This is a genomic window from Rhodococcus sp. LB1 (assembly GCF_001583455.1).
Taxonomy (GTDB): Bacteria; Actinomycetota; Actinomycetes; order Mycobacteriales; family Mycobacteriaceae; genus Rhodococcus_F; species Rhodococcus_F opacus.
Genome location: NZ_LTCZ01000429.1, coordinates 1 through 13249, shown reverse-complemented (window position 1 = coordinate 13249; position 13249 = coordinate 1). Strand labels below are relative to the sequence as shown.

The 13249-nt window shown below is 66.2% G+C and carries 17 protein-coding genes and 1 pseudogene; 7 read left to right on the top strand and 11 right to left on the bottom strand.

Going from position 1 to position 13249, the window contains the following annotated elements; translation table 11 throughout:
• Nucleotides 1-28 precede the first annotated feature (28 nt).
• Entirely contained in the window at nt 29-508 is a 480-nt protein-coding gene (locus tag AZG88_RS44710; RefSeq protein ID WP_061701289.1) for a DUF1707 SHOCT-like domain-containing protein, read from the top strand.
• Nucleotides 509-547: 39 nt separating this feature from the next.
• Here the strand turns inward: AZG88_RS44710 and AZG88_RS44705 are convergent, their stop codons facing one another.
• On the bottom strand, nt 548-1258 hold the full coding sequence (locus AZG88_RS44705) for a tyrosine-protein phosphatase (protein ID WP_061701288.1): 711 nt from the start codon (nt 1256-1258) through the stop codon (nt 548-550).
• Between the two features lie 216 nt (nt 1259-1474).
• Between AZG88_RS44705 and AZG88_RS44700 the strand changes: the two genes are divergently transcribed.
• The 3 genes from AZG88_RS44700 (at nt 1475) to AZG88_RS44690 (ending at nt 2344) form a co-directional block, all read left to right on the top strand.
• Nucleotides 1475-1801 carry a hypothetical protein gene (locus AZG88_RS44700; protein ID WP_005246620.1) on the top strand — a complete coding sequence of 109 codons (327 nt, stop codon included), beginning with the start codon at nt 1475-1477 and terminating at the stop codon, nt 1799-1801.
• A 91-nt stretch (nt 1802-1892) separates the two neighbouring features.
• On the top strand, nt 1893-2087 hold the full coding sequence (locus AZG88_RS44695) for a hypothetical protein (RefSeq protein WP_005253188.1): 195 nt from the start codon (nt 1893-1895) through the stop codon (nt 2085-2087).
• Nucleotides 2088-2092: 5 nt separating this feature from the next.
• Nucleotides 2093-2344, top strand: coding sequence for a hypothetical protein (locus tag AZG88_RS44690; protein WP_025432638.1), 252 nt, complete (start codon nt 2093-2095; stop codon nt 2342-2344).
• Here the strand turns inward: AZG88_RS44690 and AZG88_RS44685 are convergent.
• From AZG88_RS44685 to AZG88_RS44665, 5 genes are read right to left on the bottom strand one after another with little or no spacing between them, the layout of a single operon-like run.
• A complete protein-coding gene (locus AZG88_RS44685; protein ID WP_061701287.1) occupies nt 2336-2770 on the bottom strand; it encodes an OsmC family protein in 435 nt (144 codons plus the stop codon). The two genes, AZG88_RS44690 and AZG88_RS44685, sit on opposite strands and share 9 nt — an antisense overlap.
• Nucleotides 2767-4131 carry an LLM class flavin-dependent oxidoreductase gene (locus tag AZG88_RS44680; protein ID WP_061701286.1) on the bottom strand — a complete coding sequence of 455 codons (1365 nt, stop codon included), beginning with the start codon at nt 4129-4131 and terminating at the stop codon, nt 2767-2769. The genes AZG88_RS44685 and AZG88_RS44680 overlap by 4 nt, the downstream gene beginning before the upstream one ends.
• A gap of 12 nt (nt 4132-4143) precedes the next feature.
• Entirely contained in the window at nt 4144-5229 is a 1086-nt protein-coding gene (locus AZG88_RS44675) for an NrtA/SsuA/CpmA family ABC transporter substrate-binding protein (RefSeq protein WP_061701285.1), read from the bottom strand.
• A 53-nt stretch (nt 5230-5282) separates the two neighbouring features.
• Complete coding sequence (locus AZG88_RS44670) at nt 5283-6020, bottom strand: ABC transporter ATP-binding protein (protein ID WP_025432639.1); 738 nt, start codon at nt 6018-6020, stop codon at nt 5283-5285.
• Nucleotides 6020-6883 carry an ABC transporter permease subunit gene (locus AZG88_RS44665; protein ID WP_082764478.1) on the bottom strand — a complete coding sequence of 288 codons (864 nt, stop codon included), beginning with the start codon at nt 6881-6883 and terminating at the stop codon, nt 6020-6022. Before AZG88_RS44665 ends, AZG88_RS44670 begins: the two co-directional genes overlap by 1 nt.
• A 225-nt stretch (nt 6884-7108) precedes the next feature.
• Between AZG88_RS44665 and AZG88_RS44660 the strand changes: the two genes are divergently transcribed.
• Together AZG88_RS44660 and AZG88_RS44655 are read left to right on the top strand one after the other, a co-directional pair.
• The gene (locus AZG88_RS44660; RefSeq protein WP_156517766.1) at nt 7109-7732 is read left to right on the top strand and encodes a GntR family transcriptional regulator; all 624 of its coding nucleotides are present in this window, start codon (nt 7109-7111) and stop codon (nt 7730-7732) included.
• Nucleotides 7733-7835: 103 nt separating this feature from the next.
• A complete protein-coding gene (locus AZG88_RS44655; protein ID WP_061701284.1) occupies nt 7836-8558 on the top strand; it encodes a DUF3105 domain-containing protein in 723 nt (240 codons plus the stop codon).
• A 292-nt stretch (nt 8559-8850) separates the two neighbouring features.
• Here AZG88_RS44655 and AZG88_RS44650 read toward each other — a convergent pair whose 3' ends face one another.
• From AZG88_RS44650 to AZG88_RS54825, 3 genes are all read right to left on the bottom strand, one after another.
• On the bottom strand, nt 8851-9825 hold the full coding sequence (locus AZG88_RS44650; RefSeq protein WP_061701283.1) for a nucleoside hydrolase: 975 nt from the start codon (nt 9823-9825) through the stop codon (nt 8851-8853).
• Between the two features lie 91 nt (nt 9826-9916).
• Entirely contained in the window at nt 9917-10282 is a 366-nt protein-coding gene (locus AZG88_RS44645; protein ID WP_005246638.1) for a hypothetical protein, read from the bottom strand.
• 48 nt (nt 10283-10330) lie between these two features.
• Nucleotides 10331-10789: a hypothetical protein gene (locus AZG88_RS54825; RefSeq protein ID WP_231914421.1), complete on the bottom strand. Its 459-nt coding sequence runs from the start codon at nt 10787-10789 to the stop codon at nt 10331-10333.
• Here AZG88_RS54825 and AZG88_RS44640 point away from each other — a divergent pair.
• On the top strand, nt 10721-11329 hold the full coding sequence (locus tag AZG88_RS44640) for a poly-gamma-glutamate hydrolase family protein (RefSeq protein WP_226955790.1): 609 nt from the start codon (nt 10721-10723) through the stop codon (nt 11327-11329). The two genes, AZG88_RS54825 and AZG88_RS44640, sit on opposite strands and share 69 nt — an antisense overlap.
• 4 nt (nt 11330-11333) lie before the next feature.
• Here the strand turns inward: AZG88_RS44640 and AZG88_RS44635 are convergent, their stop codons facing one another.
• Together AZG88_RS44635 and AZG88_RS54820 are read right to left on the bottom strand one after the other, a co-directional pair.
• Entirely contained in the window at nt 11334-12596 is a 1263-nt protein-coding gene (locus AZG88_RS44635; RefSeq protein WP_061041790.1) for a serine/threonine-protein kinase, read from the bottom strand.
• Nucleotides 12597-12819: 223 nt separating this feature from the next.
• A pseudogene (locus tag AZG88_RS54820) lies at nt 12820-13249 on the bottom strand (transposase); the annotation flags it as partial.

Here is a 13249-nt window from a genome sequence, read left to right as displayed (position 1 = left end):
GTGGAATGTCAACGCCGAGGAGGGTCCGATGCAGAACGCGGACAACATCCGGATATCCGATTCCGAACGCGAGCAAGTCGTCGGTGAACTCGGGCGGCACCTCACCGCCGGGCGACTGACCATCGGCGAGTTCGACCAGCGGGTGGCACAGGTATATCGATCGACCACCCAGCAGCAGGCGCATCAGGTGTTGCGTGATCTTCCGCCGGCACCCCAGGCAGTTACCCCCGCGCGGCCCGGGCCACCGACGATCCGCCCCTCGCGTCGCCGCATCCCGGGTCACCAGCGGATCGAGTGGCTCGCCTGGCTCGCCGCAGGTGGAATCAACGTCGCGATCTGGGGCATCGTCTCGCTCGCTACCGGCGTGATGATCTACCCCTGGCCGATCTGGGTGATAGGCCCGTGGGGGGTGGCGCTGCTGGGCAGGACACTGCTCGGCCGCCAGGGCGGGTGCAAGATCACCGATGCTCTGCACGACGACCGGATCAGAGTCGCGGTGGGGCACTGAATCCTCGCGGACGAACTGCGTTGCGCCCCGGTCCGCCGGTCACCCGGCGAAACGCGCGATCCAGAGTCGGATCGTCTCGTCGGTGGCTCCGCGCCCCCGTAGCCACGCGTGCACGCCACCCGGGTGGGCGTCCCAACGGGCCAGGACACCCTCGATGGCCTCGGGGACGGCACCTCGAAGATCGCGGTCGTTCGGATGCGCCTGGCCCAGCTCGGGAGCGAACCGGGTAATTCGGGCCAGGACGGCGTCCATGTGCTCGTTGGTCGATTCGTAGTCGGCGACGATGTCGTCGGGCTCGACTCCGGCCGTGCGCAACAGTAAGGCCACCGCGACCCCGGTGCGGTCCTTGCCTGCGGCGCAGTGCAGCAGCACCGGGCCCGGCGCGGTGGCTGCCACCTGCAGGACGTCCACGAGTCGCTCCCCCGCGTTGGTCAGAATCCCGAGGTAGATGTCGGCGAGCCGGGCGCCGTGTTTCGGCGCTGCGACCTCGGCATCGGACAGCAGCGAGATCTGGTGCACGGCAGTTTTCTGCGACCGCAGCGGATGCGCCCGGGTCGCGAATTCCCGGGGACTGCGCAGGTCGACGACGGTGCGGGCCGGCCACTCCTCGACCGCGGTCGGGCGGGCGTCGCCCGGTGCCGGCAGAGCGCTGCGGTAGAGCACCCCGGCCTGGGTCCGGCGCCCCTCGGCGAGCGGAAGCCCGCCGAGGTCGCGCAGGTTGGGGAGGACATCGAAGTCCGTGACGGTCATAGGAGCTTCCTTCCGAGGCGAGACGCAGTGACCAGGCAGAACGGTCCGTGTCCCCGCCGGACGCGGGCGGCGAGGGCCAGAAGATAGGTATACCCCCCGGTGATTCGGCCGATGCGCCATGTCCCCGCAGTGGGCGACGATGTGACCTGTCTCATACTCACGAACCGGGGTCGCCCGTTGGTCCGACGCCGCCACTGACGGAGGGTGCTCGCACCGATGAATGCCGAACCGATTACCTGCGGTGACTACGTCACGGCAACCTTCGCGCGTGATTTCGTCGCCGAGGGATTCGACCACGACGCTGTCGAACGCATCCACAGCGGTCTGTTCGACGAGTGGGGTCACGCCCTTGCTCAATCGGGTCTGTTCACCAACCGAACCGTCGCGGCCGCGCTGCACTCCTGGCAGGACGATCCGCACTCCCTCCTCGACGCCCTGCTCGCGAACGCGGACGAGATGACCCTCAAGCGCTACGACCTCGTCTGGGAGGCACTGGAGCGTGCCCACGTCGGTTCGGCCGAGCCCCTCGCCGAATACGCATGACGCGGCCGACGGCAGTGGCGCCGCGAAGTCCACCGGAGCCGTTCACCACCACTTCCACAGACATCACCGACCACACCGACGAACGAGAACAATGAGCACCAACACGTATCCCACCATCGAAACCATCCGCATCGGACAGTCCGGTCACGAATGCCGCTACTGCGGGCACGCCGTCGCGAAGGATGGCCCAGGCTACCGGCACACCACTACCGGTCAGTACCGCTGCGATCCCGCCAGTCGAGCATTGAACGAAGCCCGGCTGTCCAACAGCATGGTTCGGAGCTGAGCACGATGAACGTGCAAGCGATGCAGGTGAGCGCGGCGCCCGAGGGGCTCGGCAGGTACCGCGACGCGGTCGATGCGCTGCGCGTCTTCGACAGTCCCGGCCACCGGACCGACCCCCGCACGGCACTGTTGTTCGACAGTCTCACCGATGATCTGATCGAGGCAGCTCAGACGGCCGGCGCGGGCGACACGGTTCCACAGCGCGACATCTTCGCCGTGATCGACACCGCGATCTCCCGCCCACGCCCGTCACTCTGAACCTCCCGCGCCATCCGAGTGGGCAGTGACGGTCAACTCGATTCCACTTCCCCGCCTGATGGTGTTGTAGATCGGACAGGACGCCGCGAACTTCGCGGCCAGTGAGTCGGCCGTCGGCTGGTCCACCCCGTGAATCTCGATGCGCACTTCGGTGAAGTCGTAGCGGGTCGGGTCGGCCGTACCCCGTCGATGAGATGCGTGTACCTCGATGTGCTCGACGCCGATGTCGTCGGCCTCGGCGTTGGACTGCATGTTCGCCATTGCGCACGAAACGATCGCTGCCAGGAGCAGTTCGCCGGCCTGGACGGCCTCGGCCGGGCCGAACCGCGAATCCGAGACGAGGTGGTTCTCGCGGGCATCGAGGATGAATCGTCCCGGCACCCCGGACACCGTGTGCCCGGACACCTCCGCGACGTCGGAAGTCACCGTGCGGCCTCGGCGGCTCGACGCACCCGGTTGGCCCACTCCCCGCTCTGCACTCGGGGTAGCCCGAGGTTCTCGCGCAGGGTGCTCCCCTCGTACTCCTTGCGGAACAGTCCTCGCTTCTGCAACTCCGGAACCACGTGGCGGGTGAAGTCCTCGAACCCTCCCGGTTGATACGGCGCCTGCACCATGAATCCGTCGCAGGCTCCCTGTCCGAACCATTCCTGCAGTCCGTCGGCGACTTCTGTTGCCGTGCCCATGAATCCACCTTCGACACGACCGCCGTAGCGCTTCCCGAGCTCGCGCAGAGTCAGCCCCTCCCGCTCGGTCATCTCCCTGACCTCCTGGTAGTGGCCTTCGACGCCGGGAACCTCGACGTCCGGGAGTCGCTCGTCGAGTGGGAACGTCGACAGGTCCACGTCCAAGTGGTAAGCGAGTGTGGACAATCCACCGAGGGGCGGTACGAGGTCGAAGAGTTCTTCGAATGTGTGCTGCGCTATCGCCGTCGTGGCCCCGACTACGGGCGCGATGGACGGGAGGATCTTCACAGCCTCGGGGTCGCGGCCGTGAGCGGCGGCCCGTTCTTTGATCTCCTTGTAGAAGTCCTGCGCGGATTCGAGGGACGCGTGGCTGCAGAAGATCACGTCGGACCACCGTGCCGCGAAGTCCTTGCCCTTGGCGGACGCGCCGGCCTGGATCACCACGGGGTAGCCCTGCGGCGGCCTGGGGACGTTGAGCGGCCCCTGCACGGTGAACCAGTCACCCTTGTGACGGATCGGGTGCACTCGATCCGGATCGGCGAACAACGGCTGTTCGGTATCGAGGACAAGCGCGTCGTCCTCCCAGCTGTCCCAGAGCTTTCCCGCGACCTCCAGGAACTCGTCGGCCCGCTCGTATCGCTGTTCACGGGGAAACTGCTCGTCCCGGTTGAAGTTTCGCGCCTCCGACTCTTGGAATGAGGTCACCACATTCCATGCCGCACGCCCCTCGGTCAGGTGGTCCAGGGTCGCGAAGGACCGGGCGACGGTGAACGGTTGCGCGTACGTGGTGGAGACCGTGGCGGCGAGGCCGAGGTGCGACGTGACCGCACCCATCGACGACAGCACGTGAAGCGGGTCGAGTCGCATCGAACCGAGTGCGCCGTTGCGTAGCTGGGAATCGGGGCTTCCGCCGAAGCGGTCGGGCACCGAGAGGATGTCGGCGAAGAACGCGAGATCGAAACGAGCGTCCTCGAGGGTGCGAGCGATGTTCTGGTAGTAGCCGGCGCTGAGCCAGCCGGGAACCGATCCCGGGTACCGCCAGCCGCCGGGCCGACCCGGGCCCGCGGTGACGAAGGCGGCCAGATGCATACGAGAGGGAGACATGTGCGGTGATACCTACTTCGCGAGGGCCTGGTTGACAACTGACTTGATCGAGTCGAAACGCGAGTCCTGCAGCCAGGTTGTCACGTCGACTCGGTCCGGGTACACGCCGAGGTCGTGGAAGTTGTCCGCGAGGTCCTGGGTTCCGTTGATCGCTGCCGCATCCACCGCAGTGAATTCTCCTGCACCGGAATAGGACAGACGTCTCGCCTTCACCAGGTCGAGATATACCTGCTCCTCGAGATCGCTGTTCCCGAAACCACCCAGTTCCGCGAAAGCGGAGACCGCCACCTCGGGGTTGCCGTCGATCCAGCGCTGCGCATCGCGCACGTTCCGGACGAGTGTGGCGGCGGCATCCGGGTGGTTGAATGCGAAGTCCTCACTCGCGACGAAGAAGGCGTAGTCGTACGTCTTCACAGCGGGAAGCGCGACCGCGTTGTGTTTCCGCTTGGCCAACTCGATGGTGGGCTGCCAACTGATCCACGCGTCGACCTTGCCCTCCGCGAAGGCAGCCTCCGCATCTGCGGCAGGAAGATTGACGTACTCGATGTCTTCGAGTGTGAGGCCGACCGATTCCAGATACTTCACCAGGCTGTATGTTCCGGTGGTGCCGCGATGATCCGCGACTTTGCGCCCTCGCAGATCTGCACCCGACCTGATGTCCGATCCCCGCGGCACCAGGATGTCGACCTCGTCGGCGGGAAGTGGATAGGCGACCAGCGGAACGATCGGCACACCACCGCCGATGGCGTAGATCACCGCGGTGGCGGTGGCGAAGGAGAAGTCGACACTTCCCGATTTGACGGCCTCCATCACCGGGAGCGAAGCCGGGAAACCCGACGGCCACCGCACGGGGACCCCCAGGTCCTTGGTGAGGTCGAATCCGCCCAGGTTGTTGCGCAGGATCGTGCCGGGCTCAGCCTTCCCGTCGCCGATCAATGCGTATCGCACCTCGGTCAGCGGGCCGCCCGCTGCGCCGGATGCCGACGCACCGCAGCCGGTCAACGAGAGGGCCGACAGGCCCAGGACTCCGGCGCCGGCGGCCCTGAGGAATCCTCGCCGATCGAGGGCGCGGGGTTGTGAAGTGACGCGGGGTGACATGAGGGTGAGGGCCTTTCCAGTGGGACCAGGGAAGTGGGACTCGGGAACTGGGGCTAGCGGGAGGAGAGGGCGGTGTCTGCCTGGAGGAGTCCGTCGAGCAACTCCTCTTTCCAGGCCGCGAGTTGGGCGTCTCCGCGGTGTCGTGGCCGGGCGTGCGGGATCCTCAGATCGCGGGTGATGCCCTGTTCGGTGAGGAGCAGCACGCGGTCGGAGAGTGCGAGCGCCTCTTCCACGTCGTGGGTCACGAGCAGAACCGTCCTCGGTTGCTCGGCGAGGACGCGTTCGAGAAGTTGCTGCATGGCCACGCGGGTGATCGCGTCCAGGGCACCGAACGGTTCGTCGAGCAAGAGGACATGAGGCCGGTGCAGCAACGCCCGTGCCAGCGCAACCCGTTGACGCTGCCCTCCGGAAAGTTCTGACGGCCAGTCTTTCTCACGCCCCGACAGACCTACATCGTGCAGCAGCTCGAGTGCGCGCTCGCGTTGGTGCCGAGTTCCGAGCTGCACGTTGTCCAGGACGTTCCGCCACGGAAGCAGACGATCCTCCTGGAACATCATCCGCGACATCGTGCCGCCCGAGGTGCCGCCGGTGGTTTCGACGACGCCGTGCGTCGGTTGTTCGAGCCCGGCGATGATCCGCAGAAGTGTGGACTTGCCGACCCCGCTGGGGCCGAGGAACGAGACGAACTCACCGGGCTCGACGGTCAGGTCGACATCGTGCAGAACGGTCTTGTCACGGTATCGGTGGCCGATGCCGACCAGATCGAGGCCGACGAGGTTGGTTGCAGGCATCAGCGATTTCCTCCCTGGTAGTGGGGGTTCCAGCGCAGGACACGGGCCTCGATCAGCCGGGTGATCTGGTCGGCGAGCAGTCCGGCGACGGCGTACAGCAGGATCGCGAGAACGATGCGGTCGTTGCGCAGCATGTCCCGGCCGTTCTGAGCGAGGAATCCGATGCCCTCACTGGTGGCAATCGTCTCGGCGATCACCAGCGTCAACCAGGCGACGCCGAGTGCATATCGGATGCCGGTGAGAATCATCGGCATGGCTCCGGGAACGATGATGTCGCGAATTCGGGCGCCGCGACCGAGCCCATAGGACTCGCCGAGCTGAACGAGTTTCGGGTCGACGGTGCGAATTCCTGCGACCGTGTTGAGGTACACCGGAAAGATCACACCCAGCGTGACGAGCACGACCTTCGGGAGTTCACCGATACCGAACGCCGCGATCAGAAGCGGGACCAGGGCGAGGTGCGGAAGCGCACGCAGCATCTGCAGGGTGCGGTCCACCAGCCCCTCGGCGATTCTCGAGAGCCCGACGACGAAGCCGAGCACCAGTCCGATCGAGGCACCGAGGGTGAACCCGATCAGAATTCGGCGCAGGCTGACCGTCAGGTGTCGCTGCAGCTCTCCGGCGGTCCACAACTGCTCTGCCGTGGCCAGGACCTTGCTGGGCGGAGGCAGGATGGAGGGTGAGATCGCCCCGGTCGAGGACGCCCACTGCCAGCCGAGGATCACGAGGACCGGCACCACCCACGGCAGCAACACCGACGGTTGAAGTCGGTGTCGCGTGGCGGCACGCCGCGGCCGACGACGATCCTCCCCCGTCGGCTCTGCCCGGGTGGGGCGCGGTGCGGCAAGTTGCGTCTCAGACATTCCCGACGACGTCCGATCCGGCGGCTGCTGATTCCCGGCCACGGACTCGCCGTGCTGAGTGGATATTCATGGCTTCTCCTTGTGCTGACGCGGAGGAGCCTACGAACGACTGCACATCTCTGTCTGCATCTGTATACACATGGATTCAAACTCTTTACTTCGGTTGCTCGCCTCTGGTAAGGCTTGCTTCGTGGCACGGCGTTCGTGCCCGGACAGGGGAACTCGGTGGAGAGAGAATCATCGGCGTACAAACAGCTGCGTGAGCGGATCACCGGCGGCGCCGACCGGCCCGGGACGATGTTGATACCGGCGACCATCGGCGCGGAGTTGGGACTGTCCCGCACACCGGTCCGGGAAGCGTTGCAGCGACTCGAATACGAGGGCTTGGTGGTCCAGGCGCCGCGTGGGTACCGGGTGCGCGAGCGCACCCCCGAGGAGGTACTCGAGATCTGCGAGGCACGGATCGCACTCGAGTCCGCGATCGCCTACTCCGCCGCGACACGCCACACCGAACTGGACCTGGCGCGGTTGAGCCGGTTGTTCGAGCAGGCGATCGAATCACCCGATCCCTCGACAAGCCTGGCGCTACACAACGAATGGCACAGCGCGCTTCGCAGCGCGGCTCACAATCAGACCATCGCACAGCTGATGGACCGACTCGACGCGCAGTTACGGGTCTACGACGCGGAGGAAGCACAGGCCGCCTCCAATCTGCAGCAGATCGAAACGGAGCACCGCGAGATCCTGACCGCCGTGCAGGGCGGCGACGCCGAAAAGGCGCGGATCCTGATGATCGCGCACCAGGCTCGTACCCGTGATCTGCGAATCGCAGCAATGGCCCGGCGGTAGATCTCAGCACCGTCGAGGAACCGGGCGTTACCTCGCTGTCTACTACCATGCTTCGCAGATGGGGAAGCGCGGTCAGGGCGCCCGGTGAGACGAAGGATCGGCAATGACGAACGACCGCAGCGCGGACCCGAAATCTCGACCGTCCCCAGGACTGCGGCGTCGCCTGCCCTGGCTGCTGCTCGCCGCCGTGGTGGTCGTCGTGGGAGCGGTCGCCGTCGTCGCCTACGCGCTGACCTCCGGAGCCGACGAGGGCCGCAAGGCCCACGACTTCTCGCCGAGCGCGGACAATCCTGACCCGTCACTGGGGATCGAAGGGATCGTCACCATCGACTATCCGCCCGCCGCCCATGTGCAGGCACCGCAACGAGTGGCTTACGACCAGAGTCCCCCGTTCGGCGGCGCACACGACCAGTACTGGGCAACGTGCACGGGCATTGTCTATCCCGAAGCGATCCGCAGCGAGAACGCCGTGCACTCCCTCGAACACGGCGCCGTGTGGGTGACCTACGACCCGGACCGGCTGGACGACGACGACGTCGCGGCGCTGGCAGAGAACGTCGACGGCCAGCCGTACACCCTGATGTCGCCGTACCCCGGTCTCGATTCGGCGGTGTCCCTGCAGTCGTGGGGTCACCAACTGAAACTCGACGACGTCCACGACCGCCGGATCTCCGACTTCCTCGCGGCCTTGCGACAAAACCCGAACACCTACCCGGAACCGGGGGCAACCTGCTCGACGGTGCGGGGTGGATTCGATCCGGCCGACCCGCCACCGTTCGATCCGTCCGCACCGGGTGCGGATGCATTTCCGGTCGACGGTGAGTAGTCGCTTCAGCGAACGTTTCCCACACCACTTCGGACGAGAGCGGGATCCTGCGGTCGAAGCCGAAAATTACCTACCGAAAATGTGTTCCGCTTGTCGATATCGCGATCGCCGATTCGACGTATCAGTAGGAGCACATGAGGAGGTGAGAGCGATGTTGGCGGCACATCTGTTGTCCGGTCTGACCAGTGAAGAGGTCGATCTGATCGTGGCGGAGGAACTGCATCTGCTCGACGCCTTCGTATGAAGGGCGTCGACGCCGTGTCGAATACCGACCGATGACGAACGGGCACTGCTAGCCGGCCGAACCCGATCGGGGAATATCAGCATCGAGCGTGGTGGCGATCCGCGCCCTGATCGAACGGTAATCGAGGTCGGTCACGAATCGGTGTGCCGGCCCCCGTACCGGAGTGACGCCCCACACGGCGGCGCGGCCGTCCTCGTGGAGCACCCGGGGTCGAGCGTCGGCGGCGGACAGCACGACCGTGGGGTCGAGCATCACAGCGGCTGCGACGGAATCGTGTGCGGTGTAGATCGGGTCCTCGACGCGATATGTGCTGGTGCAGTATTGGTGATAGTCCTCGGTGATGTCGCGGACGAAGGTCGCCGTCCTTCCCACCGCCGAACGAGCAACGAGATCGGCCCAGGCCAATCGAAGTCGGCCGGTGACATTCATTCCCACCCACGTAATCTGCCCAGGCGCTGCAGCAACCACCGTAGCCGCGACTGGATCGTGGTTGGTGTTGGTGTCGCCTTTCTCGAGAAACTGTGGTTGTACTGCGGCCTCGACACCTTTACGGGAGGCAGGTCCCATGCCGCCCATGATGGTGACCGAACGGTAGCGGGTCAGGACCCGCGGGTCGCGCGTGACGGCGGCGGCGATATTGGCCAGCGGACCCAGGCACAGCAGGTCTACCGCCCCGGGCCGGTCCTCGGCAACGCGGAGCAGTTGGTCGACGGCGGACTCGGGCGCCGGACCCACGCCCGGTGGTGGCCGATATCCGCGGTCGCCGAGTCCGTCGAGTCCGTGTGGCGAATCGGCGGCAGGTGGTGGCCCGGGACGTGGTTGTCCGATGCACACCGGAACATCGCGTAGGCCGGCGACGGACAGAACGGTGAGGGCGTTCCGCGCGGCCTGCTGTTCGGTGCAGTTCCCGAACACTGTTCCCACACCCACGATCTCGGTTCCGGAGTGCTGTGCAATGGTGAGCATGGCAAGGGCATCGTCGATGCCGGTGTCGGTGTCGACGAGTACGTAGCGGTCGGTCACTGCCAGTCCCGCCCCCCGTGATCCCTGATCGAATCGACGATTACATTCGCGCGCAGTGTAACTGGCCCCGGGTCCCCGCTCGTTCCGGCGGTCAGTAACTGAAGGTGACCGCCCCTTCGTCGCCGATCCACTTCCACATCGGTACCGTCCCGGCGAGTTCGGCATTGGATACCAGTGCGTCCTTGTCGAGGTGCTTGGCCTCGAAGCAGATCGGACACACCATGTAGATGCCGCCCGCGGTCTCGAATCGTGCCGCCAGATCGGGAAGGGGCGGACAACCTTCACAGGCCACGCCGTGAATCGTGCCGTCGAGCGCGAGCCGTACCGCTTCCTTCGTGAGAAACATCAGCGTCTCGCGCTGTTGTTCCGCCGCGCCGACCGCGACCAGAAACGCAACCGTCACCTTCTCGGCGTCCTCGAGACCGGTGGTGAGACTGACCACTGCTTTATTACTCATGGATTCGAGTCTTCGCCGCGCGAGGACTGCCGACAAGGGCTCATCGAGTCACCGGATTCGCGCGCCGAGATCGGTGGTGGCTGCCGGTTTCGACCGCACCCGCCACTGATTCTCGCCTAACCTGAGTAGGTGTTCGAACAGCGTCCGTTTCAGCAGGTTTCGATGACGTTGCGCCTCACAGTCAGTCGCGATCGCTCCACCAGCGCATCCGCCGGCGAACGCATCGGGATTCACCCGCGGATGCTGACCCGAATCGGAGCCCAGCCGCGTCAGCAGGCTCGTGTGAACCACAGGGGAACGACCGCACTCTTCACACTGATCCCCAATGCCGATACGGAAGGAGACGACACCATCCGGATAACGGAGGGGGGCTGTCGTCGGCTCGGCGCGGAGCCTGGACAGACGGTGATTCTCGACCTTCGGTGCGTCGCCCCGGCGATGACCGAGGAAGAGGCCGAAAAAGAGGGTGAGTTCATCGAGCGGCTCGAAGACGACGGGCGACATCACCGTCTCGTGGTCCTTGCACCGCACGGTGGCGCCATCGAAACCCGAACGGATCAGCAGGCTGAACAGGTCGTTGCTTCGCTCGGATCACGCGATTCGACGCTGTGGGCGTGTAAAGGGTGGCGACCGGTCGGCAACGCATATCGTTCATGGCACATTTCTTCGAGCGATCTCAGCGTGCACAGCTTTCCGCTTCTGCGCACCCTGTCAGCGAGACGATTCCAGTGGGCGCTGTCGTTTCACGGCTACCGAGGAAACGACGTCCTCATCGGCGGCCTCGCACCCGCGCGGCGCAAGGCGGACATCCGGAACGCGATCGCGCAGGCACTCGACGGAAGCGGAATCTGTGTTCGGGTCGCCGAACCCGGAGAACGACATAGCGGTGAATCTCCATCCAACCTCGTCAACCGCCTGACCATTGACGCTGCCGGCGGAATCCAGATCGAACAGTCCCGACCCGCGCGGACACTGCACGGCCGAGCGATCGCTGCAGCTGTCAGCGAGGTCTACGACGCATGGATCGACACCGACAATCGTCGGTGAGACTTCACGGGCCCGCGGGAGCCCAGCACGGCCCGTCCGGGGGCGGGGTGTGCTCGTAACCGGGATAGCACGGCAGCACCTGCGGGGCAGGCGCGGGCGCAGGGGCCGGCACAGGTGCCGGTGCAGGCGCATTCGCCGGTGGCGAGCCGGGCGGGAGACACGGACCGTCCGGGGGCGGGGTGTGCTCGTAACCCGGGTAGCACGGCAGCACCTGCGGAGCGGACGCTCCCGGAGGCGGTGCGGGTGTCGGCACTAGCGGTGGTGATTGCGGTGCCGGTGCCGGTATGACCTCCTCCTGAATGGGAGCCTCCGCCACCGGCGCCTGAGTCGGTGCTGGTGCTTGCACCGGCGGCACCTGATCGGCAGCGGTCGGGTTCGCCGTGGCGGTCGGTGACGACGACGGCGATGCCGGCCCGGCCGCGCTCGACGACGGCGTAGGAACGGCGACCTGTGGCGATGACGCTCCCGACCCGATGATCACGCCACCGACAATCGCGACCGCGATGATCGCGGCGAGCGCAAGTCCCGCGGCCACGAGACGGCGGTTCCGGGCGATCGCAGGGTCCGCGGGAGTGGGATCGGCGGCAGGCTGTTGCGGTGGCACCGCGACGCGAGCGGCAGCGGCCAGCTCGCCCGCCGACCGATAGCGCCGCGCGGGGTCGACGGCCGTTCCGCGTGCGATGACGGCGGCCATGCCGACGGGCGGCGTCGGGATCTCCGATGTCGGGAACACCTCGCCGGTGAGGCACTCGTACAACACACAGGTCAGCCCGTAGACGCCCGACGCGGCGCCGAGAATCACGGGGAGCCCGACGTCGGTGAGCTGGATCAGTCCCCCGTCCTGCACGACGACGTTCGCCGAGGACACTTCCTGCTCGACCAGCCCGGCCGCGCGCACTGCCTCCAGCGCCGACGCCAGCTGCTCGACGACGCCGACCGCGCGCGATACCTCCATCGGTCCGGTGGACTGGAGGAGCGTCCGCAGGTTAGTGCCCTGGGTCGTCGGCGTCGCGAGAAAGAGTCGGTTTCCGATCTGCCCGAAGTCGTGGATCGGTACCACGTGCGGGTTCCGGATGTGCGCCGCGATGCCGGCTTCCCGTTCGAACCGATCGCAGAATTCGTCGTCCTCGGAAGCGTCCGGCGGCAGTGCCCGCACCACGACGTGCCGGAACGTGACGGTGTCGAACGCCGCCCAGACCTCGCCGCTCACATCCACCGTCAGCGGACGGTCCAGCCGGTACTTGCCGAATAGCGTTCCAGCTTGCATTGCCACTCTCCGCGCTCGAAATTGCCGCGTCTGCGGAACTGTGCACCCAAATTCTAGGCGGTGCCGGCCACAGGGTCTCGTTGGAGCCGGGTAGTGTGCTCGTATGCGCAGAACGCACCAAGGCTAGCGTCTACGTAGATCTCGTACTATCTGCCATTGGTGTGGCGGGCGTTGGAGATAGACGTGTGTCACGGCTACCCGTATCGCTCTGTGGCGCCGCGGGTTTGATACCCACCGCGGTGCGATGCTCGTCGAGGATTGCGATCCTCTCCTCCAGCTGGGCGCGGACCTCCGGTGGGGCGGTGGCGGCTAGTCGTGTCAACCGGGCGGCTTTGCGGTGCAGCATCTGCCCTTCGGCCTGCAGGCGCGCCAGTTTGATTCCGAGGCCGCGGTCGTCGTAGGTCCAGCTCGGTAGTCCGAGGACAGCCCGTCAGGGTTTTCGACGGTAATGGCGGCGGCACCTAGAGTCGACGGAGACCAATCGACCCCGACCGCCACGGTGGCCGAATCCAGATCACCTGAAGGGACGAGTTCGGTCGCCGCGCACCGCCAAAGCAAGCCCCGGTGGTCGAGGACCAAAGTCGGTAGATGCCAGTCGGTGATCGCCCGGCCGTGCAGGTGCTTAGGGATGGTGGCGGTCAGCCGCACCCGCC

Bases quoted from the DNA above. Each gene is read 5' to 3' on its own strand.
- AZG88_RS44710 (WP_061701289.1), top strand. From the start codon at position 29: ATGCAGAACGCGGACAACATCCGGATATCCGATTCCGAACGCGAGCAA.
- AZG88_RS44705 (WP_061701288.1), bottom strand. From the start codon at position 1,258: ATGACCGTCACGGACTTCGATGTCCTCCCCAACCTGCGCGACCTCGGC.
- AZG88_RS44700 (WP_005246620.1), top strand. From the start codon at position 1,475: ATGAATGCCGAACCGATTACCTGCGGTGACTACGTCACGGCAACCTTC.
- AZG88_RS44695 (WP_005253188.1), top strand. From the start codon at position 1,893: ATGAGCACCAACACGTATCCCACCATCGAAACCATCCGCATCGGACAG.
- AZG88_RS44690 (WP_025432638.1), top strand. From the start codon at position 2,093: ATGAACGTGCAAGCGATGCAGGTGAGCGCGGCGCCCGAGGGGCTCGGC.
- AZG88_RS44680 (WP_061701286.1), bottom strand. From the start codon at position 4,131: ATGTCTCCCTCTCGTATGCATCTGGCCGCCTTCGTCACCGCGGGCCCG.
- AZG88_RS44675 (WP_061701285.1), bottom strand. From the start codon at position 5,229: ATGTCACCCCGCGTCACTTCACAACCCCGCGCCCTCGATCGGCGAGGA.
- AZG88_RS44670 (WP_025432639.1), bottom strand. From the start codon at position 6,020: ATGCCTGCAACCAACCTCGTCGGCCTCGATCTGGTCGGCATCGGCCAC.
- AZG88_RS44665 (WP_082764478.1), bottom strand. From the start codon at position 6,883: ATGTCTGAGACGCAACTTGCCGCACCGCGCCCCACCCGGGCAGAGCCG.
- AZG88_RS44655 (WP_061701284.1), top strand. From the start codon at position 7,836: ATGACGAACGACCGCAGCGCGGACCCGAAATCTCGACCGTCCCCAGGA.
- AZG88_RS44645 (WP_005246638.1), bottom strand. From the start codon at position 10,282: ATGAGTAATAAAGCAGTGGTCAGTCTCACCACCGGTCTCGAGGACGCC.
- AZG88_RS44640 (WP_226955790.1), top strand. From the start codon at position 10,721: ATGACCGAGGAAGAGGCCGAAAAAGAGGGTGAGTTCATCGAGCGGCTC.
- AZG88_RS44635 (WP_061041790.1), bottom strand. From the start codon at position 12,596: ATGCAAGCTGGAACGCTATTCGGCAAGTACCGGCTGGACCGTCCGCTG.